At 66.5% G+C, this 25,193-nt stretch carries 26 protein-coding genes and 2 tRNA genes; 12 read left to right on the plus strand and 16 right to left on the minus strand.

Going from position 1 to position 25,193, the window contains the following annotated elements; genetic code table 11:
- The first annotated feature begins 34 nt into the window (after window positions 1-34).
- Window positions 35-1,327: a 3-phosphoshikimate 1-carboxyvinyltransferase gene (gene aroA, locus C451_RS08070; protein ID WP_007739566.1), complete on the plus strand. Its 1,293-nt coding sequence runs from the start codon at window positions 35-37 to the stop codon at window positions 1,325-1,327.
- Window positions 1,328-1,664: 337 nt separating this feature from the next.
- Entirely contained in the window at window positions 1,665-2,852 is a 1,188-nt protein-coding gene (gene aroC / locus C451_RS08075; RefSeq protein ID WP_007739567.1) for a chorismate synthase, read from the plus strand.
- Here the strand turns inward: aroC and C451_RS08080 are convergent, their stop codons facing one another.
- Window positions 2,853-3,050, minus strand: a complete 198-nt coding sequence (locus C451_RS08080; protein WP_007739568.1) for a hypothetical protein — start codon at window positions 3,048-3,050, stop codon at window positions 2,853-2,855. It abuts the gene before it with no gap.
- Between the two features lie 156 nt (window positions 3,051-3,206).
- Here C451_RS08080 and C451_RS08085 point away from each other — a divergent pair, with 156 nt between their 5' ends.
- From C451_RS08085 to C451_RS08100, 4 genes are all read left to right on the plus strand, one after another.
- Complete coding sequence (locus tag C451_RS08085; RefSeq protein WP_049913046.1) at window positions 3,207-3,950, plus strand: hypothetical protein; 744 nt, start codon at window positions 3,207-3,209, stop codon at window positions 3,948-3,950.
- Between the two features lie 26 nt (window positions 3,951-3,976).
- Window positions 3,977-4,059, plus strand: a tRNA-Ser gene (locus C451_RS08090).
- 197 nt (window positions 4,060-4,256) lie between these two features.
- Window positions 4,257-4,577, plus strand: coding sequence for a DUF5785 family protein (locus C451_RS08095; RefSeq protein WP_007739570.1), 321 nt, complete (start codon window positions 4,257-4,259; stop codon window positions 4,575-4,577).
- 50 nt (window positions 4,578-4,627) lie between these two features.
- A complete protein-coding gene (locus C451_RS08100; RefSeq protein ID WP_007739572.1) occupies window positions 4,628-6,061 on the plus strand; it encodes a hypothetical protein in 1,434 nt (477 codons plus the stop codon).
- Window positions 6,062-6,465: 404 nt separating this feature from the next.
- On the opposite strand, the gene C451_RS08105 is transcribed toward C451_RS08100, so the two are convergent.
- Window positions 6,466-8,313 (minus strand): glycoside hydrolase family 15 protein, encoded by a 1,848-nt coding sequence (locus C451_RS08105; protein WP_007739575.1) that lies wholly within the window; start codon window positions 8,311-8,313, stop codon window positions 6,466-6,468.
- Between the two features lie 81 nt (window positions 8,314-8,394).
- Between C451_RS08105 and C451_RS08110 the strand changes: the two genes are divergently transcribed.
- The 4 genes from C451_RS08110 to surE all read left to right on the plus strand — a co-directional run bounded on the left by C451_RS08110 (window position 8,395) and on the right by surE (window position 12,645).
- The gene (locus C451_RS08110; RefSeq protein WP_007739577.1) at window positions 8,395-9,552 is read left to right on the plus strand and encodes a M24 family metallopeptidase; all 1,158 of its coding nucleotides are present in this window, start codon (window positions 8,395-8,397) and stop codon (window positions 9,550-9,552) included.
- Window positions 9,553-9,601: 49 nt separating this feature from the next.
- A complete protein-coding gene (locus C451_RS08115) occupies window positions 9,602-10,336 on the plus strand; it encodes a prephenate dehydrogenase/arogenate dehydrogenase family protein (protein ID WP_007739579.1) in 735 nt (244 codons plus the stop codon).
- Entirely contained in the window at window positions 10,333-11,733 is a 1,401-nt protein-coding gene (locus tag C451_RS08120; RefSeq protein ID WP_007739580.1) for a small ribosomal subunit Rsm22 family protein, read from the plus strand. The genes C451_RS08115 and C451_RS08120 overlap by 4 nt, the downstream gene beginning before the upstream one ends.
- Before the next feature lie 129 nt (window positions 11,734-11,862).
- Entirely contained in the window at window positions 11,863-12,645 is a 783-nt protein-coding gene (gene surE, locus C451_RS08125; protein WP_049913043.1) for a 5'/3'-nucleotidase SurE, read from the plus strand.
- A 26-nt stretch (window positions 12,646-12,671) separates the two neighbouring features.
- On the opposite strand, the gene C451_RS08130 is transcribed toward surE, so the two are convergent.
- The 8 genes from C451_RS08130 to C451_RS08165 all read right to left on the minus strand — a co-directional run bounded on the left by C451_RS08130 (window position 12,672) and on the right by C451_RS08165 (window position 17,381).
- On the minus strand, window positions 12,672-12,944 hold the full coding sequence (locus tag C451_RS08130) for a DUF5827 family protein (RefSeq protein WP_007739582.1): 273 nt from the start codon (window positions 12,942-12,944) through the stop codon (window positions 12,672-12,674).
- Between the two features lie 49 nt (window positions 12,945-12,993).
- Window positions 12,994-13,275, minus strand: coding sequence for a hypothetical protein (locus C451_RS08135; RefSeq protein WP_007739583.1), 282 nt, complete (start codon window positions 13,273-13,275; stop codon window positions 12,994-12,996).
- 177 nt (window positions 13,276-13,452) lie between these two features.
- Window positions 13,453-13,524, minus strand: a tRNA-Ala gene (locus tag C451_RS08140).
- 10 nt (window positions 13,525-13,534) lie between these two features.
- Window positions 13,535-14,143 carry a rhomboid family intramembrane serine protease gene (locus C451_RS08145; protein WP_007739584.1) on the minus strand — a complete coding sequence of 203 codons (609 nt, stop codon included), beginning with the start codon at window positions 14,141-14,143 and terminating at the stop codon, window positions 13,535-13,537.
- A 57-nt stretch (window positions 14,144-14,200) separates the two neighbouring features.
- Window positions 14,201-14,512, minus strand: coding sequence for a 30S ribosomal protein S10 (gene rpsJ / locus C451_RS08150; RefSeq protein ID WP_204365460.1), 312 nt, complete (start codon window positions 14,510-14,512; stop codon window positions 14,201-14,203).
- On the minus strand, window positions 14,509-15,774 hold the full coding sequence (gene tuf / locus C451_RS08155; protein WP_007739587.1) for a translation elongation factor EF-1 subunit alpha: 1,266 nt from the start codon (window positions 15,772-15,774) through the stop codon (window positions 14,509-14,511). Before tuf ends, rpsJ begins: the two co-directional genes overlap by 4 nt.
- 132 nt (window positions 15,775-15,906) lie before the next feature.
- Window positions 15,907-16,857 (minus strand): homoserine dehydrogenase, encoded by a 951-nt coding sequence (locus C451_RS08160; RefSeq protein ID WP_007739588.1) that lies wholly within the window; start codon window positions 16,855-16,857, stop codon window positions 15,907-15,909.
- Complete coding sequence (locus tag C451_RS08165; protein WP_007739589.1) at window positions 16,854-17,381, minus strand: amino acid-binding ACT domain-containing protein; 528 nt, start codon at window positions 17,379-17,381, stop codon at window positions 16,854-16,856. The genes C451_RS08160 and C451_RS08165 overlap by 4 nt, the downstream gene beginning before the upstream one ends.
- Before the next feature lie 123 nt (window positions 17,382-17,504).
- On the opposite strand from C451_RS08165, the gene C451_RS08170 reads away from it, so the two are divergent.
- A complete protein-coding gene (locus C451_RS08170) occupies window positions 17,505-17,723 on the plus strand; it encodes a hypothetical protein (RefSeq protein WP_007739590.1) in 219 nt (72 codons plus the stop codon).
- A gap of 278 nt (window positions 17,724-18,001) precedes the next feature.
- Here the strand turns inward: C451_RS08170 and C451_RS08175 are convergent, their stop codons facing one another.
- Window positions 18,002-20,185 (minus strand): elongation factor EF-2, encoded by a 2,184-nt coding sequence (locus C451_RS08175; RefSeq protein WP_007739591.1) that lies wholly within the window; start codon window positions 20,183-20,185, stop codon window positions 18,002-18,004.
- A gap of 246 nt (window positions 20,186-20,431) precedes the next feature.
- On the opposite strand from C451_RS08175, the gene C451_RS08180 reads away from it, so the two are divergent.
- Window positions 20,432-21,181, plus strand: a complete 750-nt coding sequence (locus C451_RS08180; RefSeq protein ID WP_007739592.1) for a DUF5781 family protein — start codon at window positions 20,432-20,434, stop codon at window positions 21,179-21,181.
- Between the two features lie 16 nt (window positions 21,182-21,197).
- Here the strand turns inward: C451_RS08180 and C451_RS08185 are convergent, their stop codons facing one another.
- From C451_RS08185 to C451_RS22615, 5 genes are all read right to left on the minus strand, one after another.
- The gene (locus tag C451_RS08185; protein ID WP_007739593.1) at window positions 21,198-21,731 is read right to left on the minus strand and encodes a hypothetical protein; all 534 of its coding nucleotides are present in this window, start codon (window positions 21,729-21,731) and stop codon (window positions 21,198-21,200) included.
- An 87-nt stretch (window positions 21,732-21,818) separates the two neighbouring features.
- A complete protein-coding gene (locus C451_RS08190; protein WP_007739594.1) occupies window positions 21,819-22,193 on the minus strand; it encodes a DUF6114 domain-containing protein in 375 nt (124 codons plus the stop codon).
- Window positions 22,190-24,205 carry a DUF6114 domain-containing protein gene (locus C451_RS08195; protein ID WP_007739595.1) on the minus strand — a complete coding sequence of 672 codons (2,016 nt, stop codon included), beginning with the start codon at window positions 24,203-24,205 and terminating at the stop codon, window positions 22,190-22,192. Before C451_RS08195 ends, C451_RS08190 begins: the two co-directional genes overlap by 4 nt.
- 44 nt (window positions 24,206-24,249) lie before the next feature.
- Window positions 24,250-24,927, minus strand: coding sequence for a DUF6230 family protein (locus tag C451_RS08200; RefSeq protein ID WP_007739596.1), 678 nt, complete (start codon window positions 24,925-24,927; stop codon window positions 24,250-24,252).
- A gap of 6 nt (window positions 24,928-24,933) precedes the next feature.
- Window positions 24,934-25,074 (minus strand): hypothetical protein, encoded by a 141-nt coding sequence (locus C451_RS22615; RefSeq protein ID WP_161605857.1) that lies wholly within the window; start codon window positions 25,072-25,074, stop codon window positions 24,934-24,936.
- Between the last annotated feature and the right edge of the window lie 119 nt (window positions 25,075-25,193).

The following is a 25,193-nucleotide window of genomic DNA, read 5'->3' on the forward strand; positions in this document are numbered from 1 at the left end:
GCAGTCTGATAGCCCCGCCGTCCGAGGGGCGGGTATGAACGCCGACATCGGGAGTTCGTGCGTGGGCGGCACGGTCAGAGCACCGCCGTCGAAGAGCTACACCCATCGGGCGATCCTGGCGGCGGGCTACGGTGATGGCACCACGCGGATCGAGCGGCCGCTCGTCTCCGCCGATACGCGCGCGACGGCGCGGGCCGTCGAGGCGTTCGGTGGGCGTGTCGAAGGGCTCGCGGACGACAGCGAGCAGATCACGGTGGAAGGGTTCGGCCATCCCGAGACACCGGCCAATGTCGTCGACTGTGCCAACAGTGGGACGACGATGCGTCTCGTCACGGCGACGGCAGCGCTCGCCGAGGGGCTGACGGTGCTCACCGGCGACGGATCGCTGCGCTCGCGCCCGCACGGGCCGCTGCTCGCCGCGATCGAGGAGTTGGGTGGCCACGCCGAGAGTACGCGCGCGAACGGGCAGGCCCCGCTCGTCGTCGGCGGGCCGGTGGACGGCGGGCGAGTTTCGATGCCCGGCGACGTCTCCTCACAGTTCGTGACCGCGCTCCTGATGGCCGGTGCGCGCTCCGAGTCGGGGATCGAGATCGATCTCGAAACGGAGCTGAAGTCCGCGCCGTACGTCGAAATCACCCGCGAGCTGCTCGCCGACTTCGGCGTCGAGACCGAAAACGAAGGAGAGGGCTTCGCGGTCGCGGGCGGGCAGGCCTACGATGCGGGCAGCGAGTATCGCGTGCCGGGCGATTTCTCGTCGATCTCCTATCTGCTCGCTGCCGGCGCGCTCGCCGCCGACGGTGAACTCACCGTGGAGGGTGCGCGTCCGAGCGCGCAGGGTGATAGCGCCATCGTCGAGATTCTCGAACGAATGGGCGCGGAGATCGCGTGGGAGCGCGACGCCGGGACGATCTCGATCGCGCGCTCGTCGCTCTCGGGCGTCGAGATCGACGTCGGCGACACGCCCGACCTCCTGCCGACGCTCGCCGTTCTCGGGGCCGCGGCCGACGGCGAGACGCGGCTCGTGAACGCCGAACACGTCCGGTACAAGGAGACCGATCGCGTGAGCGCGATGGCCGACGAACTCGAAACGATGGGTGCGACCGTCACCGAGCGGGAGGACTCGCTCACGATCCACGGCGACGACTCGGCCCTCCAGGGCGCGCGCGTCGACGGACGGGGCGACCACCGGATCGTGATGGCACTCGCGATCGCCGGACTGGTCGCCGACGGGACGACCACCGTCAGCGGCGCGGAGCACGTCGACGTCTCGTTTCCGGATTTCTTCGCCACGCTCGCCGGTGCTGGGGCCGACGTGAGTCTCGACTGAAACGACGGTGTTTGTGGGCGGTGCGGAGCGGGGCGGGCGGTCCTGGTGGATGAAGGGCGAGCATCCCGGAGTTCTCGTGAACCGGAGGTGAACGAGAGCACGGAAGAGCGAAGCTCTTCCGGAGGGATGCGAGGGCTTCGGCGGAGGCGGGCGGTTTGCGGGAGAGGCGCATCCGCGCGAACGCAGTGAGCGCGGTTCACCGTGAGCGACCGAGCGGAGCGAGGGAGCGAGCGGCTCTTTTTAGTCCAGGTTTTTGCGAGGACCCTGAGCGCCCGCAGGCGCGAACGGGAACGAAGCAAAAAAGTGGGTTCAAATCCCTGCGCGCCAACGCGAACTCATGAACGGTAACGAGTTCGGTCGGCTCTTCCGGGTCACGACCTTCGGCGAGAGTCATGGCGAGGCGATGGGCGTCACGGTCTCGGGCTGCCCCGCGGGGCTGGAACTCGACGAGGAAGACGTCCAGCGCGAGCTCGACCGGCGCAAACCCGGCCAGTCACAGATCACGACCAGCCGTGGCGAGCCCGACGCCGTCTCGATCAAGAGCGGCACGCAGGACGGCTACACGACCGGAACACCGATCGGGATGATCATCCAGAACAAGGACGCTCGCTCGGGCAAGTACGAGCCGTTCATCACCGCGCCGCGACCCAGCCACGGCGATTTCACCTATTCGGCGAAGTTCGGCACCAGGAACTGGGGCGGCGGCGGGCGCTCCTCGGCCCGCGAGACGGCTAACTGGGTCGCGGCGGGTGCGATCGCCAAGGAGATCCTCGCGAGCGAGGGTGTCGAGATCCGGGCGCACGTCAACCAGATCGGCGATATCGAGGCCCCTGACGTGAGCTTCGAGGCGATGGGCGAACACGTCGAGGAGAACGAGGTCCGGTGTGCCCATCCCGAAACCGCGGAGCGAATGCGCGAGCGCATCGACGAGTACCAGGAGGAGGGCGATTCGATCGGCGGTGCCATCGAGTTCGAAATCCGGGGTGCGCCCCGCGGGCTCGGTGCGCCGCGGTTCGACTCGGTGCCGGCACGACTCGGGCAGGCGATGCTGAGCGTGCCCGCCGCGACGGGTTTCGAGTTCGGACTCGGCCGGGAGGCCCGACGCTATCGCGGCAGCGAGCGCAACGAGGACTGGGAGTTCGACGACGATGGCGATCCGATTCCCGTCGGCAACGACCACGGCGGACTCCAGGGCGGGATCACGACCGGTCAGCCGATCCGCGGCGAGGTCACCCTCCACGCACCGACCTCGATCCCGAAGCAACAGACCACCGTCGACTGGGAGACGGGCGAGGAGAAGGAAGCGCAGGTCATCGGCCGTCACGACCCCGTGCTCCCGCCGCGCGGCGTCCCGGTCGTCGAGGCGATGGCCGCGCTCACGATGGTCGACTTCATGCTGCTCGCCGGGCGCGTCAACCCCGATCGCCTGGACGGCGACGCCGGCGAGTACGACACCGACTATCACCCATCGAGTCCCGAGAACGATCCCGACGCGCCGACGAGCGCCGAGCCGACCGAGGACTGATTACCAGTAGGGGTTCGACAGCCATCGCCGCGAGCGCGCGCCGACAGCACTCATCGCGACGAGGGCGACGATCACCAGCGCGAGCACGGCGATCGTCGTCGGTGCGAGCGCGTTCAGCACGAGGACGGCGAGGCTACCGATTGCTGCGAGGGCGACGAGCAGTGTGACGACTCCGGCGAGCAGCCGTGAGAGCCACATCTCAGGCGCCCCGTGATCGTTCGTCGCGGTCGTCGCCGTCGGTACGATCGACAGTGGTGTTCATCCGTGGGAACGAGTGACAGCGCCGGGGTGAATAAACCCGCGATCGGACGGGCGAGCCACGGCGTTCAAGAGCGCCGCGCGCCGAGTGCGTCCATGACCACCGTCGCCGTCCTCTGTGACGCGCCGAGCGAGGGCGTTCTGGCCGACCTCGCGTCGTCGACGCCGCTCACCGAGGGCGAGACCGCCGATCTCTACGCCGCGATGTGCGCCGACGTGTTCCGCGCCGTCGAGACGAGCGCGAGCGACCTGCTCGTCAACTACCGCCCGGACGAGTCCGGCGAGCCCGAGGCGGAGCTCCGCGCGCTCGCCGATGCCGCGCTCGAAGACCCGGATGGTGTGCGCTACGAGACGCAGGCCGGCTCGACGTTCGCGGGTCGCATCGGTAACACGATCACGCACTTGCTCGAAAGCGAGGAGGAGAGCTCGGCGATGGCCGTCGAGCCGACTGCTCCGTTCCTCACACGCGGCGTCATCGACGGGCTGATGATGAAACTCCGCCGGAGCGACGTCGTGCTCGGTCCCACCTCGGAAGGCCGGGTCTACGCCGCCGGCTTCTCCGCACCGATCGACTTCGAGGAGGCCTACACGCCACCGGCGGTCGAGACGCTCACCGCGCGCGCGAACGATGCCGGGCTCGACGTCGACTACGGGCCGATGACCGCCGTGATCGAGACGGGCACGGACCTCGCGGGCGCGCTCGCATTCGTCCGTGCACGTGATCGGGCCGGGCGCGAGGTGCCCCAGCACACTGCCGCGTGTCTCGGCGATCTGGACGTGACGCTCGTCGAGGCAGACGGCGACCTCTCCTTGCGGAAAGCGGACACCGACAGCCCTTAGACGCCCGCGGAGATAGTCGTGGCTGTGGTGGGGTGGCAGAGTGGACGATTGCGCCTGTCTTGAAAACAGGTGGCCGATGGCCTCATGGGTTCGAATCCCATCCCCACCGTTTCCGAGCGAACTATCCTGCGAGCGCCTCGTGCGCGAGCAACCGCGTGAGCGAGTGAAACGAGTACGTGGGATTCGAAGCAGAGAGTGGAGCGAACGGAGTGAAACGACCGTGGTTCGAATCCCATCCCCACCGCGTTTCTCGCGATCGAACGGTGAGCAGCAACGCTTTTGCGGCGACCGAACGGGTTTTGAGACATGGCCGACTGGCCCCACGACCCCGACGGCGAGGAAGGGAGCGAAGGGATGCGCAAGTACGGACAGGCAGTCATCGCGAAGAAGGTCGACGAGCACGAGGACTTCCCGCTCGACGTATCGGCGTTCGTCGACGAACACGGCGACGATCCCATTCGTCTGAACCACGAGCGGGTCGTCAGCCTGGCGGAGATCTTCGATAACGTCGACAGCGACGAGATCGAGGACATCCAGACGATGCATCAGCGGGTCGGCGAGACGATGCGCGAAAACGGCTACTGGGAGTACGACGCCGACACTGAGGGTCCCGGTACCGAAGCCTGACGGCCGGCGCGGACGAAAGCACCTAAGCGCCGTCGGCTGGATGGACGTGCATGACCGGCGGCACCGACTCCACACGTCACTCCGCCGGCCTCTTCTCGCTCCGACGCGTTCTCGCGATCGGCTGGGTGACGCTCACCACTGTCGTCTTCTGCAACGTCCTCATCAAGTTCGTCGATCGCCAGCTGCTCGGCGCGAACACACGGATTCCGACGTTCTGGCCGCTCAGCAAGTTCACCCTCCGCATCGAGCGAATTCCCCTGCCCGACGCGCCGATCCTCGCCGTCGTGGCGATCGCGGTCTTCCTCGTCGCGACCGTCTACCTGCTCCGCACCGATCGCAACTCCGTCGTGCCGGTCATCGTCGCCGGCATCGCGCTTCTCGTGCTCACGACGCTCACCCACGGTGTCGGACCGGGGCTGCTCAGACCCCTCTCGGCACCGGGTAGCTACGAACGGGCGGCCATCGGCATCGCCGACCCCGGCGGCTACTACGAGGCCGCCGTCACCGTCGCCGATCCGATCCGATTCCTCGAAACGTTCGAACAGCAACAGCTGAGCCTCCCGTTACACGCACGTACGCACCCGCCAGGGGCGGTGTTCACTTTCTACCTCTTCGAACTGTTGCTCCCGTCGTCACTCGCGGTCTCGCTGGTCGTCGGTACGCTCTCGCTCGCGCTCGCGGCGCTGCTCCTCTTTCGACTGCTCGAAACGTACTACCCGCGCGACGTCGCGCAGTTCACGACCTTCCTGTTCGTCCTGCTGCCGGCCGTCCAGATCTACGCGCTGACGACGCTCGACATCGTCATCACGGTCGTGCTGCTCGGGGCGATCTACTGCTTCACGCGCGAGTCACGGCTCCTCGCGGCGCTCGGCACGCTCGCGTGCGTCTTCGTCGCCTCGACACAGACGTTCGTCTTCGTCTTCATCCTTCCCGTGCTCGCCGCCTACGCTGCCATCCGCCCCGCGAAACGCCGTCCGTTCGTGGTCGTGCTCGTCGGATTGCTCGGTGCCTACACCCTGCTCGCGGTCGTCTTCGACTTCAACTACCTCAGTTCGTTCGCCGCCGCCTCCCAACAACAGAACCCCGGCGGCTTCCTCCTGTTCGCCGAACCGCTGCGCTATCTCTACACTCGCATCGAGGACGTCGCCGAGATCGCACTGTTCTTCACACCTTATCTGGGACTGCTGGCGATCGCCGGCACACGCGTCCTCTGGCAGGGCGCACGCGGCCGCAGCACGCACGATCGCGAACCGCTCGTGCTGTTCGCCGCCGCCGTCGTCTCGATTCTGGGCCTGTTCGCCGGCGGCGTCTACCACACCGGCGAGACCGCCCGCGGCGTGCTCTTTCTCTATCCGTTCCTCCTCCTCCCGGTCGCCGCCGCACTCCGCGCGACGAACGCTGCACGAGCACGGCGGACACTGCTCGCCGCGGCGGTGTTCGGCCAGACACTGCTGATGCAACTGATCGGCGACTACTGGTGGTAGAGCCCCACTTTCTTAGACGGGGGCGTCGCGCGCTCGTTTCACTCGCGCGCTCAACCCCCGTCCAAAAACCTGGACGAAAAACACCTGCTCACTCGGCCTCCGGCCTCGTTCGCAGTGTTCTCGTGAACGACCGCAGGGAGTGAACGAGAGCCAGAGAGACGGTTCGCGTCTCTCGTGATCCGCGCTCACTCCGCACCGCGACAGCCCACATACCTCCCCAACCGATTCGTTCGCTCCCTCCGGTCGCTCACTCATCCACCGTCAGAGCTTCGCTCTGACGAGCCTGCACTCGCCGTGCTCGTGCAGACCTCGCACAGTGTTCGCGCTCGATGCTCACTTCGTTCGCACACGAGCGCGAGCGCGCGCCACAACAACCGCCAGCCATCCCAATTCGAATATCCGCCTCAACTGGTCCCATCGGGTGCGTCGACACCGATCGGGGTCGGCGTTCGGGGGTCTGCACCCTCACTGACGTAGATGGCGCTGTTGATGAGACCGAGATGGCTGAACGCCTGCGGGAAGTTGCCCCGCTGTTCGCCGGTCTCGCCGTCGACCTGCTCGGCGAACAGGCCGATCGAGGTCGCGTGTTCGAGCACATCCGTGTAGAGTTCCCGGGCCTCCTCGTGGCGGCCAGCCAGCGCGAGCGCGTCGACCAGCCAGAACGAGCAGAGCACGAACGGGTTCTCCTCGCCGTCGAGCCCGTCGTCGGTGTCGTAGCGATAGACGAGCCCCTCGTCGGTCGCGAGATGGTCCTGGACCGCCTCGATCGTCCCGAGAATCCGGTCGTCGTCCGGTTCGAGAAAGCCGACGACCGGAAGACGGAGCAGTGAGGCGTCGACGTTGTCGGTCTCGAACGAGCGGGTGAAACTCCCCATCTCCTCGTCGTAGCCCTCGTCGAGCACGCGCTCTTCGATCTCGGCGCGGACGGCCTCCCATTCATCGATGGGGGCCTCGTAGTCGGTCGCCTCGGCCATCGTCAGCGCCCGATCGATGGCCGCCCAGCACATCACCTTCGAGTAGACGAACTGCTTGGGATCGACGCGGTCCTCCCAGATCCCGTAGCCCGGCTTGTCCCAGACCTCGCAGACGTGATCGATGACGTCACGCAGCACCGTCCAGTTCTCCTCGGAGAGAGTTTCGCTATACTGGGTCGTCTCGTGGATCGCCAGGACGAGTTCGCCGTAGACGTCGAGCTGGCGCTGGTCGCCCGCCGCGTTGCCGATACGCACCGGCGAGGAGTGGCGATAACCTTCGAGATGGTCGAGCTCCTCCTCGTCGGGGAGTTCCTCACCGTCGACGCCGTAGAAGGGCTGTTCGACCCGGCCGGACTCGCCCTCCGCGATCCGAGCGAGACACTCTGCGAAGAAATCCTCGACCTCGGTTGCGTGGCCGAGTTCGTGGAGCGCCTGCACGGTGAACGCCGCATCACGGATCCAGTTGAACCGGTAGTCCCAGTTGCGCTCGCCGCCGATCGTCTCCGGCAGCGAGGTCGTCGGCGCGGCGGCGATGGCGCTGGTCTCGCGGCGCATCAACAGTTTGAGCACGAGCTCCGAGCGGATGACGAGTTCGTGCCACGGCCCGTAGAACAGACAGCGCTCGGAGTCCGTACAGTGGTGGGCCCAGCCCTTCCAGAACTGGGTCGTCGCCTCCAGCATCGCCGCCGCTTCATCGTCGTCGAGTCGTCCGCGCTCGCCGTACTGGCAGACGAACCAGACGGTATCGCCCTCGTCGAGCGTGATGGTCCCCGTCGCCGTCGAACCGTCGGTATCGAGCGCGACCGGACTCTGGCAGAACAGTTCCTCGTCGTTGCCGGTCGCGAGCACGCCACCGTCGACCGCTTCGACGGTCGTCTCGGCGCGCGCGTAGTCGAAGCGCGGCGCGAGTTCGACGTCGAGTTCGATCGATCCTTCACCGCATTCGACACGTCGGTAGAGTGCGTGCTCGGCGGTATCGAGGGTCTGCTGCTCGCCGACGATCGGCATGAAGTCGGTGAGGGTTGCCGTGCCCCGGCTGGTCTCGAGGCACGTTTCGAGCACGTTCGTCCGCTCGACGTACTCCTGTTCGCTCTCGAACTCGTCGGCGGGCTGGATCGCGAACTCACCACCGATTTCGGGATCCAGGATGCCGGCGAAGACGCTCGGCGATTCGGTATGTGGGAGACACCACCAGTCGACCGTCCCGTCGCGCCCGACCAGCGCGCAGGTTTCGAGATTGCCGACGACACCGTAGTCGCCGATCGGCAAGAAATCCATACGTGTCTCTCCGGTGGCGGCTTCATAACGCTCCCGCACGTGAGACGCCATCGTTTTGTCGGCTACACCCGAATTTCCGTTATGGATCCGGATCTCTCCGCGCTCGACGCGGAACTCGCCGACCACGACGCCGATGGCTACCTGCTCGATGCCGATTCCGACGATCCCGACCAGCGCTATCTCTCGGGATTCGTCGCACCCGATCCCTTCGTGACGCTCTACGACGGCGACACCCACCTCCTCGTCTCGGCGCTCGAATACGGCCGTGCGAAAACCGAGAGCCGCGCCGCGACCGTCTCCCGACACGCCGACTACGCCGACGACGCCGGCGGGCGCGAGGCGGATACTGAGATACTCGAACGATTTCTCGACGATCACGACATCGACTCGCTGCTCGTCCCGGAGCGGTTCCCGGTCGGAACCGCCGACGGGCTCCGCGAGCAGGGCATCGACGTGACCGTCGAGGACGACGGCATTCTCGTCGACATCCGCGCGGTCAAGACCGACGAGGAGATCGAGAAGGTCAGAGACGCCCAGCAGGTCAACGAGCGTGCGATGGTCGCCGCCGAGAACGCCATCCAGGGAGCCGACGTCGAGAACGGCCACCTCGTCGCCGACGGCGAACCGCTCACCTCCGAGCGCGTCAAGACCGCCGTCGAGACGACGCTGCTCCAGCATGGCTACACCTCCGGCGAGACGATCGTCGCCGGCGGTGCCGACGCCGCCGACCCGCACAACGACGGCAGCGGCCCCCTCGCCGCCGGCGAACCGATCATCGTCGACATCTTCCCCAAGAGCACCGACACGGGCTATCACGCCGACATGACCAGGACGTTCGTGAAGGGTGAACCGAGCGAGCGCGCCGAGGAGTGGTACGATCTCTCGAAGGAGGCGCTCGACGCGGCGCTCGACGTCGTCGAACCCGGTGTGACGGGCGAAGAAGTCCACGACGCGGTCTGTGACGTCTACGAGGACGCCGGCGAGCCGACGCTGCGCGACGACCCCGAAACCGAGACGGGGTTCATCCACGGAACCGGTCACGGCGTCGGGCTCGCAGTCCACGAGCTGCCGAGTCTGAGTTTCGAGGGCGGCGAGCTCGAAGCGGGCAACGTCATCACGATCGAGCCCGGGCTCTACGATCCGGAGGTCGGGGGCGTGCGCGTCGAGGACTTCGTACTCGTCACCGACGACGGCTACGAGAACCTCACCGACTACCCGAAGCGCCTCCGCGTCGAGTAGTCGGGGTCCACTCGAAGGGGCTTTTGCCAGCCGCTTGCAACAGCGCACAATGACCCTTCTCGTCGTCGGCGCGGGCACGATGGGCGAGTGGTTCGCCCGCACGCTCGCCGAAACGACCACAGTCACCCTCGCCGATACCGACCCCGAGAGCGCCGCCGCAGTCGCCGACCGCCTCGACGCGCGGTCGGTGGCGCTCGACACCGACGAACGGTTCGACACCGTCTGTTTCGCCGTGCCGATGCCGGCGGTCGAAGCGGCCATCGCCGAGCACGCGCCAAAGGCCGAGCGCGCCGTGATCGACGTCACCGGGAGCATGGCCAAGCCGATCGAGGCGATGCGAACGCACGCACCCGATCGCGAACGGCTGAGCCTCCACCCTCTGTTCGCGCCCGAAAACGCCCCCGGACGGATCGCGACGGTCGCCGACGCGACCGGCCCGGCGACCGACGAGGTTCGCGCGGCGCTGGCCACCGAAAACGAACCTTTCGAGACGACGCCCGAGGAGCACGATCGGGCGATGGAGACGGTTCAGGCCGGCGCGCACGCGGCCGTGCTCGCCTACGGGCTCGCTGCCGAGGACGTCCGTGAGGAGTTTCACACCCCTATCTCCGGCCCACTCAATGATCTCGCGAGCCAGGTACTGTCGGGATCACCGCGGGTCTACGCCGAGGTCCAAGAGCGATTCGACGGCGCAGAGGCGGTCGCCGAGGCCGCGGAGCAAATCGCTACGGCCGACGGGGCGGGTGTCGAGGAACTGTACCGCGAGGCGCGCGAGCGACGATGAACGACGATCAGCGCGCGGCGATCCGTGCGAACGCGAACTACCTCCGGGAAGTGCGCCCGATCGACCCCGAGGAGATCGACGAGTACGTCACCGGCCAGCCCCACCCCGCCGTCGTCCGCGAGGTGCTCCGCGAGTCGGCCGCCGAGCTCGACCTGATCGAGCGCGACGACGGCACGTTCGTTCCCGTCCCCGAGGAACCGATCGAAACAGAGTTCGCGGGTGTCGCGGCGCTACCCGAACCACACGTCAGAGCGCTCGAAGACCTGCTCGTCGACGAGTACGGGACCGGCTGGCCGACGGGCGAATCGGGCGAGCGCCTCCGCGAGCGGATTCGGACGTTCAAGGAGTCGTACTTCGCCGGCGACTCGGTGAACTACGACCACGAGACGGCGCTCGCCTACGCCATCTACCATCTACCGGACTACTACGCGACCGTCCAGTACGTCCTCGACGGTCTCGCGCGCGACGAACTGCTCTCGAAGGGGCTTCGCGTGCTCGACGTCGGCGCGGGCGTCGGCGGACCGGCGCTCGGCCTCGCCGACTTCCTCCCGGACGACGCGCTCTGTGAATATCACGCGATCGAGCCGAGCGCCGCCGCGGACGTGCTGGAGGCGCTTCTCGACGATACGGGGAGGAACTTCCATCCGACCGTTCACCGCACGAGCGCCGAGACGTTCGCTCCCGACGGCGAGTACGACCTGATACTGATGGCGAACGTACTGAGCGAGCTCGACGATCCGACCGCGGTCGCGAAGCGGTATCTGGACGCGCTCGCACCCGATGGCTCGCTCGTCGCCATCGCGCCCGCCGACCGCGAGACGTCGATCGGCCTCCGGCGGATCGAACGCGCGCTCGCCGACGGCGGTAGTCCAGCGACGGCGTACGCACCGACCGTCCGCCTCTGGCCCGGTCACGCGCCGACCGACAGGGGCTGGTCGTTCGACGTGCAGGGCGATCTCGACGTCCCACCGTTCCAGCGTCGCCTCGCCGAGACTGCCGACGAGGGTGCGGCGTTCGTCAACGTCGACGTCCAGTACTCGTATTCGATCCTCCGCCTGGACGGAGCGCGCCGCATCGAGTTTACGCCCGACTCGAACCGAGTGGCGAAGATGGCCGACAGCGAGCGCCACGTCTCGAGTCGGGTCGACTGTATCGCCGCGAAGCTCAGTCACTCGCTGTCCGACGGCAACCCCCTGTTCAAGATCAGCGACGGCAGCGAGGCGGTCGATCACTACGCCGTACTCACCCGCGAAACGACGCTCAACCGGGCGCTCGCCGACGCGGACTACGGCGCGCTCCTGGAGTTCGAGAACGTGCTCGTGCTCTGGAACGACGACGAGGGATCGTACAATCTCGTCGTCGACAACGAGACGATCGTCGATCGGATCCCCATCTAAAGATCTCCCCCCCCCCTCCACATTCTCCGTTCCCCTACTGCTCTCCATCTCGCCCCCTCGATTCGCGGTCGGTCGGAGTCGAACGACGCTTAACGGTGTGCTTTTGCGATGGGCCACCACAGACCGATCATGCAGATCCTGCTGACGAACGACGACGGCATCGAGAGCACGGGGATCGCCGTGCTCGCCGATGCACTCGCCGACCACGGCGAGGTGACGGTCGTCGCGCCCGCCGAGGACCAGAGCGCCGTCGGGCGCACGCTCTCCGATCGCGTCGTCGTCGAGGAGCACGACCTCGGCTACGCCGTCGAGGGAACGCCCGCCGACTGCGTGGTGGCGGGCCTCGGCTCACTCTGTCCCGACGCGGACCTCGTGGTCTCGGGCTGTAATCAGGGCGCGAACCTCGGCGAGTACACGCTCGGGCGCTCGGGGACGATCAGCGCCGCCGTCGAGGCGACCTTCTTCGACGTTCCGGCGATCGCCGTCTCGCTGTACATCCCCGGCGGCGACATCGACTTCCGCGAGTACGCCGCTCGCGAGGACGAGTACGACGAGGCCGTCCGGGCAACGGGCCATCTCGTGACGAACGCGCTCGGCGACGGGATCTTCGAGCGGGCGGACTATCTGAACGTCAACGCACCCACCTCGGCGGCCACCGACGGCGAACGCGGCGAGATGGAGATCACCTACCCATCAGAAGTGTACCAACTGACCGCCGTCGGCGACGACGGCGATTTCACGCTCCGGGATCGCATCTGGCAGCGGATGGCCGACGGGACGATCCCCGATCCGGCGGGCACCGATCGCCGGGCGGTTTTCGAGGGTCGGGTGAGCGTCTCGCCGCTGACCGCACCGCACACGACCGAAGCTCACGACGCACTCAGCGCGGTCGCCGAATCGTACGGGCGATAAGCTCCACTGCCTCGCCTCGCCACTATCTACTCCGTATCGAGCAGTCCGTAATGGCCCGGTTCGTCGTCGCTTTCGGGATCGCCGAAGCAGAGTTCGTCGGCGTTCGTAACCAACCACGGGATCGCCCAGTCGAGCAGGATGCCTTCCGTCTCGACGTCGAGTTCGGTGTCAGGTTCCAATCCCTGCAAGAGGCGAGCGATCTCGTAGACGGTGTACATCGCGTCGGGATCGAGCACGTCGGCCGGTTCGCGGAACTCGAAGGGGCGCAGTCGATCGAAGGAGGATTTCTGGCGCGGCATACCGGCGATAGTCCGGAACGGCCTAAATCCTCGGCGGTGTCGGGCTCGATCAGTCGGCCAGCGAGCCATCGACGTCGTAGTTCGGGTGTTGACCCGGCGGGCGGCCCCGATAGAACGCCACGACCAGCCACACCGCGCCGCCGAGCGCGCTCGCGATCGCCGCCAGCGGGTAGGAGATCGTGACGTACGTCGCGGCGTAGACGAACCAGACGAGTGCCGTCGGGACGCTCGTCTCACGTGGGACGGTCGAGCCGCGATCGAGGAGGACGGGTAGCGTGAACGCGATCTGAAAGACCGTTGCACCGAGAAAGACCATCTCAGCAGCGACCATACGATATCGCCGTCCGCCCGGCCCGTATTTTTCACGGTTCGATGTCGATTCGAAACGACCGAAGCAGCTGATGATAGTCGCCAGTAGAACTGCGGTACGGTTGCGGTGCGGTTTTTCACTACGTTTTTGCCCGGCTGAGCGAGTCGAAGACGAGCGAAGCCGGGCAAAAAGTAGGATTGGACTCGTCGGGATTCGAACCCGAGGCCTTCTCCTTGCGAAGGAGACGATCTACCACTGATCTACGAGCCCGCATCCCGTTCTATCCGGGCGGTCCGCTTGTATGTTGTGTTTGCCCGCGACGCCGACTCGTCCCCAGGACGCCGAGACGGCCAGCGAGCAGCCCGAGCAGGAAGCCGGTGAAATGCGCTACCAGTGCCACACCCGGCGCGCCGGTCAACAGCGTGACGACGACCGCGAGCAGCGCGAACAGGGCGAGCTGCGTGCGCCGGCGCAGTCGCAACACGTCGAGCACCGAGCTCGACACCGGGTTCGCGGCGACGAGATAGCCGAGGAAGGCGAAGATCGCACCGCTCGCACCGAGCACGCGGCTGCCGGGCAACAGCGTGATCTGGGCGAGCCCCGAGAGCGCTCCGGTCGCGACGAAGAAGGCGTGATAGCGCGCGGTCGACGTGAACGACTCGACGATCAACCCCACGAGCACGAGCATGGCCGCGTTGCCGAGCAGATGGGGCAGACTGCCGTGTGCATAGATGCTCGTCAACAGCGTCCAGGGTCGGAGCGGGACGGTCGGCCCGAGCACGAAGAAAAAGCCCATCGCGCCGATCAGTCCGGCGACCTGCTGGCCGAGAAAGACGACGGCCATCACCGCGAGCGTCTGGACGGTCGGACTGCCCCCGAGACGAGCCATACGCCCTACTCACGGCTGGGGATGGAAAGCGTTGCGGGTGAAAAACCGGCGAACGGCTCAGTCTTCGAGGACGATCTCGATGCTGACGTCGTTCGGCACCTGAATGCGCATGAGCTGGCGGAGCGCACGCTCGTCGGCGTCGAGGTCGATCAGCCGTTTGTGGACGCGCATCTCCCAGTGCTCCCAGGTCGCGGTCCCCTCACCGTCGGGCGATTTCCGTGCCGGAACTTCGAGTTCCTTCGTCGGCAGCGGGATCGGCCCGCTGAGATTGACCCCGGTCTTGGTGGCGATCTCGCGGACATCGTCGCAGATGTCGTCCAGATCCTCGGGGCTGGTGCCGGCGAGGCGGACTCGCGCCTGCTGCATTATGCTTCGTCGACCGAGAGCACTTTGCCGGCGGCGATGGTCTGACCCATGTCGCGGATGGCGAAGCTCCCGAGTTCGGGGATCTCGCCCGATGGCTCGATGCTGAGCGGTTTCTGCGGGCGGACGGTGACGACGGCGGCGTCACCCGACTGGATGAAGTCGGGTTCCTCCTCGGCGACCTCGCCGCTTGCCGGGTCGATCTTCGAGTCGATCGACTCGATCGTACAGGCGACCTGTGTCGTGTGGGCGTGGAACACGGGCGTGTAGCCCGAGGTGATCACGCTCGGATGCTGCATCACGACGACCTGTGCCTGGAACGTCTCGGCGACCGTCGGCGGGTCGTCGGCCGGTCCACAGACGTCACCGCGGCGGATGTCGTCCTTGCCGATGCCGCGGACGTTGAACCCGACGTTGTCGCCCGGTTCGGCGTTGGGAACTTCCTCGTGGTGCATCTCGACGGTCTTGACCTCGCCGCCGACGTCGCTCGGCTGGAAGGAGACGTTGTCCCCCGTCTCCAGAACACCGGTCTCGACGCGGCCGACGGGCACAGTACCGATGCCCGAGATGGTGTAGACGTCCTGGATCGGCAGCCGCAGCGGCGCGTCCGTTGGCGGCTGGGGCTCAGGCAGATCGTTGAGCGCGTCCAGCACCGTCTCGCCGTCGTACCACGGCGTGTCGTCGGAGCTGTCGGCGATGTTGTCGCCCTCGAACGCCGACACCGGGATGAAGCCCGCGTTGTCGGTGTCGAAGCTGACCTGATCGAGCAGACCCTTGACTTCCTCGACGGCCTCGTCGTAGCGGTTCTGCTCGTAGTCGACGAGGTCCATCTTGTTGACCGCGATGATGAGCTCGTTGATGCCCAGCGTGCGGGCGAGGAAGACGTGCTCCTGGGTCTGAGGCTGGACGCCGTCGTCCGCGGCGACGACGAGCACGGCGTTGTCGGCCTGGCTCGCGCCCGTGATCATGTTCTTCACGAAGTCACGGTGGCCAGGGGTGTCGACGATGGTGAAGTTGTATTCGTCCGTGTCGAACTCCTGGTGGGCGATATCGATCGTGACACCGCGCTCGCGCTCTTCGGCGAGGTTGTCCATCACGTAGGCGAACTCGAAGCCACCCTTGCCCTGTTCTTCGGCTTCCTCTTTGTGCTGTTCGATGACGTGCTCGGGAACGTTCCCCGTCTCGTAGAGGAGTCGTCCGACGAGCGTGCTCTTTCCGTGGTCGACGTGGCCGATGACGGCCAAGTTCTGGTGTGGTTTGTCTGCCATTGGTGTCTCACGCGCAGGGGCGCTATGTCGGATGATTACTGTGGTTCCGGTTAAAACGATTACGATACCTACCGCAGCGAATCGGGCGCACACGGCCGATTCGACCCGGTTGTCGACGGTTTCGGTCTCGTCTCAGGGCAGTCGGCCGACATCCGCGAGCACCGCCGACGCCGTCGCCCGTCCGCCCGCACCGCGCCCGCTGAGGTTCAACTGCCCGGCGTGGCGCGTCTCCAGCTGGACGATGTTCTGAGTGCCCGTCACCGCGAGCGTCCCATGCTCGGGGACGAGTCGCGGGCCGACGCGCACGGTCGGATCCTCGCCATCGGTAACTTCGCCGACGAGTCGCACCGTGCGCCCGTCTTCGCTCGCCAGATCGAGCGCGCTCGGGGTGAGCCGGGTGATCCCCTCGACCTGTGCGTCGTCGAGGGTCACGTCGCCGTCGCCGAGCACGTTCGCGAGGATGACACACTTGAGCGCAGCGTCGGTGCCCTCGACGTCGAAGGTGGGATCAGTTTCGGCCACGCCGAGATCCTGGGCCTCGGCGAGGACGTGCTCGTAGTCCAGTCCTTCGGCGCTCATCCGCGAGAGGACGAAGTTCGCCGTCCCGTTCAGGATCCCGCGAACCGCCGTCACGTCCTCCGGACCGAGATCGGCGATGGTCGAGAGGATCGGGATCGCCCCGCCGACCGTCGCCTCGAACAGGACCGTTCCCGCGCTGTCGCGCTCCGCGGCACGGAGATCGCCGTAGCGTTCGGCGACCGGTCCCTTGTTCGCCAGCACGACGTGTGCGTCGCGGGCGAGCGCGCGCTCGGCATGAAAGAAGCCGGGTTCGGCGTCGCCGAGCGTCGTCGGCGTGGCCTCGACGAGGACGTCGTACTCGCCGGCGAGCGCGTGCTCCCGATCGCCCGAACCGACGGTTCCGCGCTCGGCTTTCCGGTCGAGAACAGTTTCGACGTCGAGACCGCCCTCGTCGACGGCGGCGCTCGTCGAGTCGGCGATCGCGGTCACGCGATGGCCGTAGCTTCCGGCCAGTTCGCAGACCGCGCGCCCGACCGCGCCGCAGCCGACGACGGCGAGTTTCATCGGTCGCCTCCCGCGAGCGGCTCGACCAGATGGAGATCCTTCTCGTCGGCGAGTTCACGAACGGTATCGAGCGCGCGCTCGCGCTGGCCGGTCTCGGTCGCGAGTCGGAGTCGCGCGCTCGACGGTTCGTCGGTGCCCGCCGGTGCCGAGAGCGCGACGTCGGCCACGGCGGCGTTCGCCTGCTCGACGCGCGAGAGCGTATCCGAGAGGTCCGTCTCGACGAGATCGCCGACGAGCACGACCGAGAGCTCCTCGCCGTAGCGCTCCGCGCCCGCACGGATGACGTTGACGCCGGCCTCGCGGAGCGCGCTCACGATCGTCTCGAAGCGCTCGGGTGTCGCCTCCAGATCGACCTCGACGGGGATATGGCCGCGCGGGGTGAGCGAACCGCGCTCGTGAAAGATCGAGAGTAGGTTGCCGCCGTTGTCAGCGATGGGTGCGAGCGCGCGGAGCAGCTCGCCGGGTTCGTCGACGAGTTCGAGGCGCACGGTGTAGGCCGAGCGCGATTCCGACGCGTCGCTCATCGCCTCACTCCCGTCGGCCGCTCGACTCGATGCATACCACGCTGTCACACAGCGGCAGTGATAAACACCAGCGTTTCCGCTCGCGTCCGAACCGTTTAGGCCGCCGGCGCTGCTATCGTCCGCATGTCCGTTGCCTATCAGATCGTGGACGTGCTCGTCGCAGGGGTGGTCGCCGGCCTCTCGGCGTTCGTCCTCAGCGCCATCACGCCGCGATTTTCCGTCACCATCGGCGTGATCCTCGCGAGCATGTACTACTTCTCGCGCAACCCCTGGGGCTCCCAGAACGGTGACGATCTCAACCGCCGAATCGACGACCTCTACGATCGCTACCTGCCGTTCTGAGTTGATCGAGCCGCCGCGGCCGCAGTGCGGTTGCGGCGCGGTAGTCGTGCGGTCGCGGCGGTTTGCGGTTCCTGGCGGATGAAGGGCGAAGGAGCGAGTGGAACGAGCGACCGAGGGCTTCTGCAGTGCTGTGTGGTTTGCGGTGGCGGATGTCCGCGCGAGTGGAACGAGCGCGGTTCACCGCTCGCGCGGTTTGCGAGCGGAGATTTTTAGTCCAGGTTTTTGCGAGGGGTTGAGCGCGAGCGGAGCGAGCGCGATGCCCCGAAGTAAAAAGGTGGTTAGAAGTAGTCGACGCTCGCGGGCAGTTCGAGCTTCATGCCCTTGCGCTCGCGGATCTCCATGATCGTGTCGGGCTGGAGATTGTCGGCCATCACCTGGAAGCCGGCGTTCTCGGTGTTCCAGGAGGCACGACCCTCGGTGGCCGAGCGGATATCGGAGGCGAAGCCGATCATCTCGTCGACCGGGGCGACGCCCTCGACGACCATCAGATCGCCTTCCTGGTACATGTCGTCGACGCGGCCACGGCGACCCTGAAGCTCGCCGGAGGCGGGACCCATGTGCTCGCTCGGCACGTCGATGCGCACATTTTGAATCGGTTCGAGCATCGAGATACGGCCGTCGATGAGCGCGCCGTGGACGGCCTGCCGCACTGCGGGGATGACCTGTGCCGGACCGCGATGGATGGCGTCCTCGTGCAGGCGGGCGTCGTCGAGTCGGATGAGGGTGCCCTGGACTGGTTCGGCGGCGAGCGGCCCGTCGTCGAGAGCCTCCTCCCAGCCTTCGACGACGAGTTCCATCGTCTCGTTGAGATGCTGGATGCCCTTCGTGTCGTCGACGAGGACGTTCGTGCCGTGGATGGTCTCGATCTCCTGGGAGGTTTCCTTGTCCATCCCGGCCTCCTGGAGTGCCTCGCGGCGTTCCTGCTCGGGCATGTCCATCGACGCCTCGCCGCGCTTGATCGTCTCGACGACGTCCTGCGAGAGCGGTTCGACGGTGAGATAGAACCGGTTGTGGCGGTTCGGCGACTGCCCCTCGACCATGTCGGAGGGCTGCTGGACGGCTTCGCGGAAGACGACGATCGGCTCACCCGTGGTGACGGGGATGCCCTGATTGCGCTCGATGCGCTGGGTGATCACTTCGAGGTGGAGCTCGCCCTGCCCCGAGATCAGGTGCTCGCCGGTGTCCTCGTTGATCTCGATGCGGATCGTGGGGTCCTCCTTCGAGACCTGCTGGAGGGTCTCGATCAGTTTCGGCAGGTCGTCCATGTTCTGTGCCTCGACGGATTTGGTGATCACCGGCTCGGAGATGTGCTCGATCGACTCGAACGGCGTCATCTCCGTCGACGATACCGTGGAGCCGGCGATCGCGTCCCGGAGGCCGGTAACGGCGGCGATGTTGCCTGCGGGAACGCTTTCGACCTCCTCGCGCTCGCCACCCATGAAGATCCCGACCGACTGGATGCGGTTCGTGCCGGCAGTGCCGGAGACGTAGAGATCCTGACCGCGTTCGAGCGTGCCGGAGAACAGCCGTCCGGTGGCGATCTCGCCGGCGTGGGGGTCGATACCGATGTCGGTCACCATGAAGACGACATCACCCTCGTCGTCGACGAGACGCATCCCCTCGGCGAGCTCGGTCGTGTCGTCGCCACGCCAGACGGTCGGTACCCGTTCGGGCTGGGCCTTGACCGGGTTCGGGAAGTGTTCGGCGACCATGTCGAGCACGACCGTCGAGAGCGGCGAGTACTCGCGGAGCTCGTCGATCTCGTCGTTGCGGTTGTACTCGATGATGTCGGCGAAGTCGATGCCCGTCTCCTGCATCTGGGGGACGCTGGTCGCCCAGTTGTAGAGCGCCGAGCCGAAGGCCACAGTGCCGTCCTGAACGGAGACCTTCCAGCCCTCCTCGTATTTCTCCTCGGCCATCCCGCGGATGAGCTCGTTGACGTCGCCGATCACCGACTGGAGACGCTCCTGCATCTCCTCGGGGCCTTCCTGAAGCTCGTTGATGAGCCGGTCGACCTTGTTGATGAACAGCGCGGGTTTGACGCCCTCGCGGAGTGCCTGACGCAGCACGGTCTCGGTCTGGGGCATCGTCCCCTCGACCGCGTCGACGACCACTAAGGCCCCGTCGACCGCACGCATCGCCCGCGTCACGTCGCCGCCGAAGTCGACGTGACCGGGGGTATCGATGAGGTTGATGAGGTGGTTGGTCTCCTGGTACTCGTGGGTCATCGAGACGTTCGCCGCGTCGATGGTGATGCCCCGTTCCTGCTCGTCCTCCTCGGTGTCCATCGCGAGCTGCTCGCCGGCGAGGTCCGAGGAGATCATGCCCGCGCCTGCGAGCAGGTTGTCGGTGAGGGTTGTCTTGCCGTGATCGATGTGGGCGGCGATGGCGATGTTCCGGATGTTCTCCGGAGTGTCCATCAGCCGCTCGCATTCCTGAACGATCTTCTTACGTCGGCCCATTATGCGAACTCGTATCGGAAGGAGGGTCAAAAGGGTGCTGTTTCCAGTCCCGGAGCCGATGACGTCGGGAAATTCGGCCGGCTTCGCTACTCACGACGAACGGGGAATCGAGCGGCGAACCGTCGCGGCACGCAGCATCCAACGAACAGGAACGGGGAGCGAACCCCGGTCGATCGCGAACCACGTAGCGGGCGTCTTGCCCCCGACACAAGAATCATACCGCCACAGCCCGTGTTAATAGAACACATGGACGTTCGCGTGCATTCGCCCGGTCCGGCCGACCCGTTTCTGGGGGCGCGGGATCTCTTCACGACCGAGCACGACCTCGCGCTCCCGGTTCACGTCCACGTTCGCACCGATCCCGATTCGCGGACGTGGAGCGCCCACTACGACGATCATCACGTCTTGAACATCTCCCGGCAGGCCGCGACCAGCGCGATGGCGCGTCCGCTCGCGCTCCACGAATACTCACACATGCGTCGGTACGAGCAGTCACACCCGTCACATATCCAATCGACCACGGAGGCACTCACGCTCGCGCTCGCGGGCCACTCGGTCGAGCGCCGGCGACTCGTCCACTGCCATCAGATCGCCAACCACATGAAGGACATCTACGCCGACGACATCACCCTGAGCGTCGGACCGGCCGACAGGCTCGTGTCCTTTCTCGAATCGAGCCTCGCGGGCGCGCTCGCCGACAGACCGGTCGATCCACCCCGCTGGACGCGGCTGACGCCCGCGGCCGATCCCGAGATCACGGCCGTCAACGCGGCCTTCGCGCTCGCCCTGCTGGAGCGTCACGACTGCATCGCCGACGACCACCGCCTCTACGATCTCGCTCACGCCGCCGCCAACGACGCTCCGGGAACTGATCTCGCGGCGTTCAAACACCGCTTCCGGGAGCTCGTCGCCGATCCCGACGAGAGCCAGTACCGACAGGCGCTCGTCGACGCGACCCGCGAGTACGCTCTCCAAACAGGCTCTGCCGCCGACTGACGAACCTGCACCGTACTCAATCGGACGTCTCGTTTCCGTCGGCCGGCTCACCGGCCGGGAACTCCTCGACGGCGACGGTCGATCGCTCCGTCGTGGTCCGTCCGGTCGCCGACGGAGCCGTTGTCGACGTAGTTCGCGTCGACCGCGCCGTTGTTCGCGTCGACGAGCGATTGGGGTCCGATACGCTCGTCGGTGGTGCGACCGTCACCACGATCTCCGTCGAAGGATCGCTCGGTGTTGACGGAGTCGAAACGCTCCCCGAATCGCCACCGCCGCCCGGCACGCGCCCGTCGGTCGATCCGCCGGTGTCGAGCGCACCCATCACGAGCGGGTAGGCTACTGCCCCAGCGACGGCGACCACCACGGCCACCAGCACCACCGTCGCGACCGTCGTAGTGATACCGTCGAGCGGCGATCGTTCGGGGGATGCGGAATCGGCTCCGTCGGTCGATCCGAACCGTCGATCATCGTCGCTCGACGCCGTATCGGACGAGCCGAACAGCGATTCGTCCTCGTCGCCGAAGACGAACCCGTCGTCATCGTCGCTCATCGATCCACCCGTGCTGGAACGGAGCACGAACAAAGGAGACGGAACGAACTCGGTGCTGTCATCGGTCGTACTCGACCGCGCGAGGAGTTAGCTCTCCGCCTCGGGCTGCCAGGCATAGCAGAGGTTGCCGCCGAGGATCGAGAGCACCACGCCGAGGACGGCCCCGAGCGGCGTGCCGACGAGCGACACGACGATCGAGACGACGCCGGCCACGCCGAGCAGCCCCGAGAGATCGGGTTCGACGAGCGCGAAGACGCCACAGAGAAAGGTCGCCGTCGCCGCGACGAGTGCGAACGCCGACGGGCTGGCTCGGGCGAACGTGATCCCCATGGAAAATATCAGCACGAACGCGACGGTGATGCCGCCGAGTGCCAACAGCACGCCGCCGAGAAACGGCCGCGACGCCCGCCACTCGCCGAACCGTGCCCGATGGGCCGACAGCCCAAGCCGTTCGGTGCTCATCGCTGCCCCTGACGATCGCTCGTCAACACGGGAGTGCCGATGAGTGCCGAGCCGTTCGTACTGTTTTGCCGAGCGGTCGGGGCCGCCGTTGCGGTGGTCGCCGACGCGTTTCCGGCTTCCGCTGCCGCGGCCGTGGCGGCTTCTGTGGTCGTCGCCGTCGGTGCATCAGTTGCCGTCGGCGAGGCGGTGTCAGTTGCGGTCGTCGACGGGGCGTCGCCCGATGGGGGCGGAGTAGGCGTCGCCGTCGATGTCGTCGATTCGGTTGCCGTCGTTGGCTCGGCTGTCGTCGTCGGTTCGGTCGTCGTGCCGTTTTCGCCGGGCGTGGTCGTCTCGTTCCCTACACTCGTCTTATTCGTACTGCTCGTCGCGTTCGCCGATTCGTTCGTGCCGTTTGCGGCGGCAGTCGTCAGGTTGGTGGAGGCGTTGCTCGCGTTGGCCGAGGCATTGGACCCGTTTGCCGAACTGTTCGGCGCGGTGATCGTGAGGGTTCCGGTGGTCTCGTTCGCGCCGGCCGTGATGGCGTGATCGTACTCGCCCGGACTCAGTCCGTCCGTCCCGATGTCGGTGAACGAGACGGTCGTCTCGTTGTCCGGGCCGAGCGTGACGTTGCGCTGGGCCAACATCTCGCCGTCACGGCGGTACGTGACGGTCGTTTCGTCCTCGATGTAGCCCGCGTTCGTCACGGTCGCGTTCACGTCGTAGCTCTCGTTTCGCTGGACCTCGGCGGGTGCCGCAAAGTCGCTGACCGTGAAGTTGTTGGTCGTCACGTTCGGGCTGATGACGCCCTCGTCGGTCAGCAGCGCGAGCGCGTTCGCCGTGATGAGGTCCAACACCGGCTCGATCGGGTTTTTCGTACACTCGGGCGTCCCCGAGACGCTCGTCGATTTCGTCCCGCCCTGCATCGTGAGCTCGAGGTTCTCGATGGTGATCGACTGCGCGGACAGCTGATGCGTGTTCGTCACCACCTTGCTCGAATCGATCGGCGGACCGGGCAGCGGTCCCAGATCACCGATCGAGAACAGGAAGTCCTCGCCGGGACACGTCGACCACTTCTCGCGCGCCGCCGGGATGACGACCGGATCCTTTCCGATCCCCAGTCGTCCGAAGTACGCCTCCGAGGCCGTCAGCGAGAGCCCGCCCGGGGCCGACGCAGACGATCCCTTGATGGTGAGATGCGAGGTCCCACCCGGGCCGCCACGGAAGTTCTTGTACATCGTCAGTCCCTCGATGTTCACGTCGCTCTTGAACGAGAACTTCCCCGCCGGGACGTTCTCACGGTTCGAACTGTCGGTCGTGACGTTCTCGTGGTTGAAGCCGCTGCCCGAGAACTCGTCGGCGACGACGACGGTGCCGTCGATCCCCTCCTGTTCGGGGAAGTCGCGAGCTGCCGCCGTCATGAGCGGGTGGGCGAACGCACCGAGGACGATCACCGAGACGAGTAGGAGGGCGATCGACGCGGTTCGGCCGCCCGCACCGCCGCCGTCGGCGCTCGCCGCACGCCGCACGCGCGATCGCGTCCCGAACAGCCCGTCGTCGGACTCCTCGGCGTCCGTCTCGTCGTCGGTGAACTCGAAATCGGCCTCCGTGGTCCCGCCTGAGCCGCCCCCGCCGTCGTCCCCGTCTTCGGTGCTCTCGTCACGCCAGGCGTAGCAGAGCACACCGCCGACGATGCCGAGACCGGTACCGATGATGAAGCCGCCGAGCGCGCCGTACAGCGAGAAGATCGAGAACACGACGCCGAAGATCCCGAAGATATCGGCGTTGCCGGGCCGGGTGAGTGCGAAGATGCCACACAGGAAGACCAGCGCGGCGAACAACAGCCCGATCGGCGAGAGCGTCTCGCCGATGAGGATGGTGTCGGGCGCGATGTTGATCGGGATCCACGCGATGACGAGCGACGCCACCACCAGCAGCGCACCGCCGGCGAACGGCCGGCCGCGCCGCCAGCGGTCGAACCGGGCGCGTCGCGTTCCAACCGACCCGTTACCACCGCCCGACCCGGACTGTGTCATTTCAACCATTCTGTGTGTCGTGGTGGAAAAACGTATCGGCCGTGTTAGCTCAGCGTGACGTCGCCGTCGTCGGTGTAATCGCCGTCACCGTTTTGATCGTACTCGGCGGCGAGCGTGATACCCGGAATCGAGATCTCGTTGACCGCCTGATAGTGAGCCCGGATCGTCGCGTTCTGGAGGACGATCCCCGGATTCGAGGCGTTCGCGAGATCGAGCGTCTTCGGACCACCCGTCGCGCTATCGACGCCTTCCTGACGCTGTTCGCCCGTCGACGGGGCGACCTGCTTGAACGAATCGCTGTATTTCGCGTTCTCCTCGTCGATCAGCAGCCCGTTGAACGTCGACGAACTGGCCTGGAGCTTGGTCTGTTTGACGAGGAGTGAATCCGCCGTCACCGTATCCGTCGAGGTGATCACGATACGCGCGTTACCGCCGATGGCCGGCACGTCCTCGAGCTCCTTGGTGAGTTCGAGCCCGTCGATCTCGACCGAGGAGAACTCCGCGGTCGCCACCGGGACGCCCTCACGTTCGCTCGTGTCGCTCACGCCCGGATAGAGGTACAGGTCGTCGCCCCGGAGCTCGTCGGCCTCGATCGTGAACCCGCCGATGCCGCTGATCGGTGCGGCGAAGGCCATGCCGCTGCTCACGATGAGCATCGCCACGAGCGCGACGACGCCGAACGACACCGCCGTCCCCTTCGCCAAGACTTTCTTATCGTACATGATGTGTCACCTGTTGTCGAGTTCGACGCCCGAACGGTGTGCGCCGGCGACCCACCGCCATCGGTGGCTCCCCGCGTATGCGGCCGGGGGACGCCCGCGTGGCGGCTCCCGCGTCGCGTCGACGTCCCACGCTACGACACCGTCCATGACACCCGTACTAACCATACCCACGCCTGTGACTGTTCCCCCCGCTATACATGGGCATTTATATAACAGTCGTTGCTGTCAAAGCGGTGACTGACCGAACAGCGAGGATCGGAAACGAA

This window comes from Halococcus thailandensis JCM 13552 (assembly GCF_000336715.1).
Lineage (GTDB): Archaea > Halobacteriota > Halobacteria > Halobacteriales > Halococcaceae > Halococcus > Halococcus thailandensis.

Coding starts and splice junctions, on each gene's coding strand:
- aroA (WP_007739566.1), top strand. CDS start 35: ATGAACGCCGACATCGGGAGTTCGTGCGTGGGCGGCACGGTCAGAGCA.
- aroC (WP_007739567.1), top strand. CDS start 1,665: ATGAACGGTAACGAGTTCGGTCGGCTCTTCCGGGTCACGACCTTCGGC.
- C451_RS08080 (WP_007739568.1), bottom strand. CDS start 3,050: ATGTGGCTCTCACGGCTGCTCGCCGGAGTCGTCACACTGCTCGTCGCC.
- C451_RS08085 (WP_049913046.1), top strand. CDS start 3,207: ATGACCACCGTCGCCGTCCTCTGTGACGCGCCGAGCGAGGGCGTTCTG.
- C451_RS08095 (WP_007739570.1), top strand. CDS start 4,257: ATGGCCGACTGGCCCCACGACCCCGACGGCGAGGAAGGGAGCGAAGGG.
- C451_RS08100 (WP_007739572.1), top strand. CDS start 4,628: ATGACCGGCGGCACCGACTCCACACGTCACTCCGCCGGCCTCTTCTCG.
- C451_RS08105 (WP_007739575.1), bottom strand. CDS start 8,313: ATGGATTTCTTGCCGATCGGCGACTACGGTGTCGTCGGCAATCTCGAA.
- C451_RS08110 (WP_007739577.1), top strand. CDS start 8,395: ATGGATCCGGATCTCTCCGCGCTCGACGCGGAACTCGCCGACCACGAC.
- C451_RS08115 (WP_007739579.1), top strand. CDS start 9,602: ATGACCCTTCTCGTCGTCGGCGCGGGCACGATGGGCGAGTGGTTCGCC.
- C451_RS08120 (WP_007739580.1), top strand. CDS start 10,333: ATGAACGACGATCAGCGCGCGGCGATCCGTGCGAACGCGAACTACCTC.
- surE (WP_049913043.1), top strand. CDS start 11,863: ATGCAGATCCTGCTGACGAACGACGACGGCATCGAGAGCACGGGGATC.
- C451_RS08130 (WP_007739582.1), bottom strand. CDS start 12,944: ATGCCGCGCCAGAAATCCTCCTTCGATCGACTGCGCCCCTTCGAGTTC.
- C451_RS08135 (WP_007739583.1), bottom strand. CDS start 13,275: ATGGTCGCTGCTGAGATGGTCTTTCTCGGTGCAACGGTCTTTCAGATC.
- C451_RS08145 (WP_007739584.1), bottom strand. CDS start 14,143: ATGGCTCGTCTCGGGGGCAGTCCGACCGTCCAGACGCTCGCGGTGATG.
- tuf (WP_007739587.1), bottom strand. CDS start 15,774: ATGGCAGACAAACCACACCAGAACTTGGCCGTCATCGGCCACGTCGAC.
- C451_RS08160 (WP_007739588.1), bottom strand. CDS start 16,857: ATGAAACTCGCCGTCGTCGGCTGCGGCGCGGTCGGGCGCGCGGTCTGC.
- C451_RS08165 (WP_007739589.1), bottom strand. CDS start 17,381: ATGAGCGACGCGTCGGAATCGCGCTCGGCCTACACCGTGCGCCTCGAA.
- C451_RS08170 (WP_007739590.1), top strand. CDS start 17,505: ATGTCCGTTGCCTATCAGATCGTGGACGTGCTCGTCGCAGGGGTGGTC.
- C451_RS08175 (WP_007739591.1), bottom strand. CDS start 20,185: ATGGGCCGACGTAAGAAGATCGTTCAGGAATGCGAGCGGCTGATGGAC.
- C451_RS08180 (WP_007739592.1), top strand. CDS start 20,432: ATGGACGTTCGCGTGCATTCGCCCGGTCCGGCCGACCCGTTTCTGGGG.
- C451_RS08185 (WP_007739593.1), bottom strand. CDS start 21,731: ATGAGCGACGATGACGACGGGTTCGTCTTCGGCGACGAGGACGAATCG.
- C451_RS08190 (WP_007739594.1), bottom strand. CDS start 22,193: ATGAGCACCGAACGGCTTGGGCTGTCGGCCCATCGGGCACGGTTCGGC.
- C451_RS08195 (WP_007739595.1), bottom strand. CDS start 24,205: ATGACACAGTCCGGGTCGGGCGGTGGTAACGGGTCGGTTGGAACGCGA.
- C451_RS08200 (WP_007739596.1), bottom strand. CDS start 24,927: ATGTACGATAAGAAAGTCTTGGCGAAGGGGACGGCGGTGTCGTTCGGC.
- C451_RS22615 (WP_161605857.1), bottom strand. CDS start 25,074: ATGGACGGTGTCGTAGCGTGGGACGTCGACGCGACGCGGGAGCCGCCA.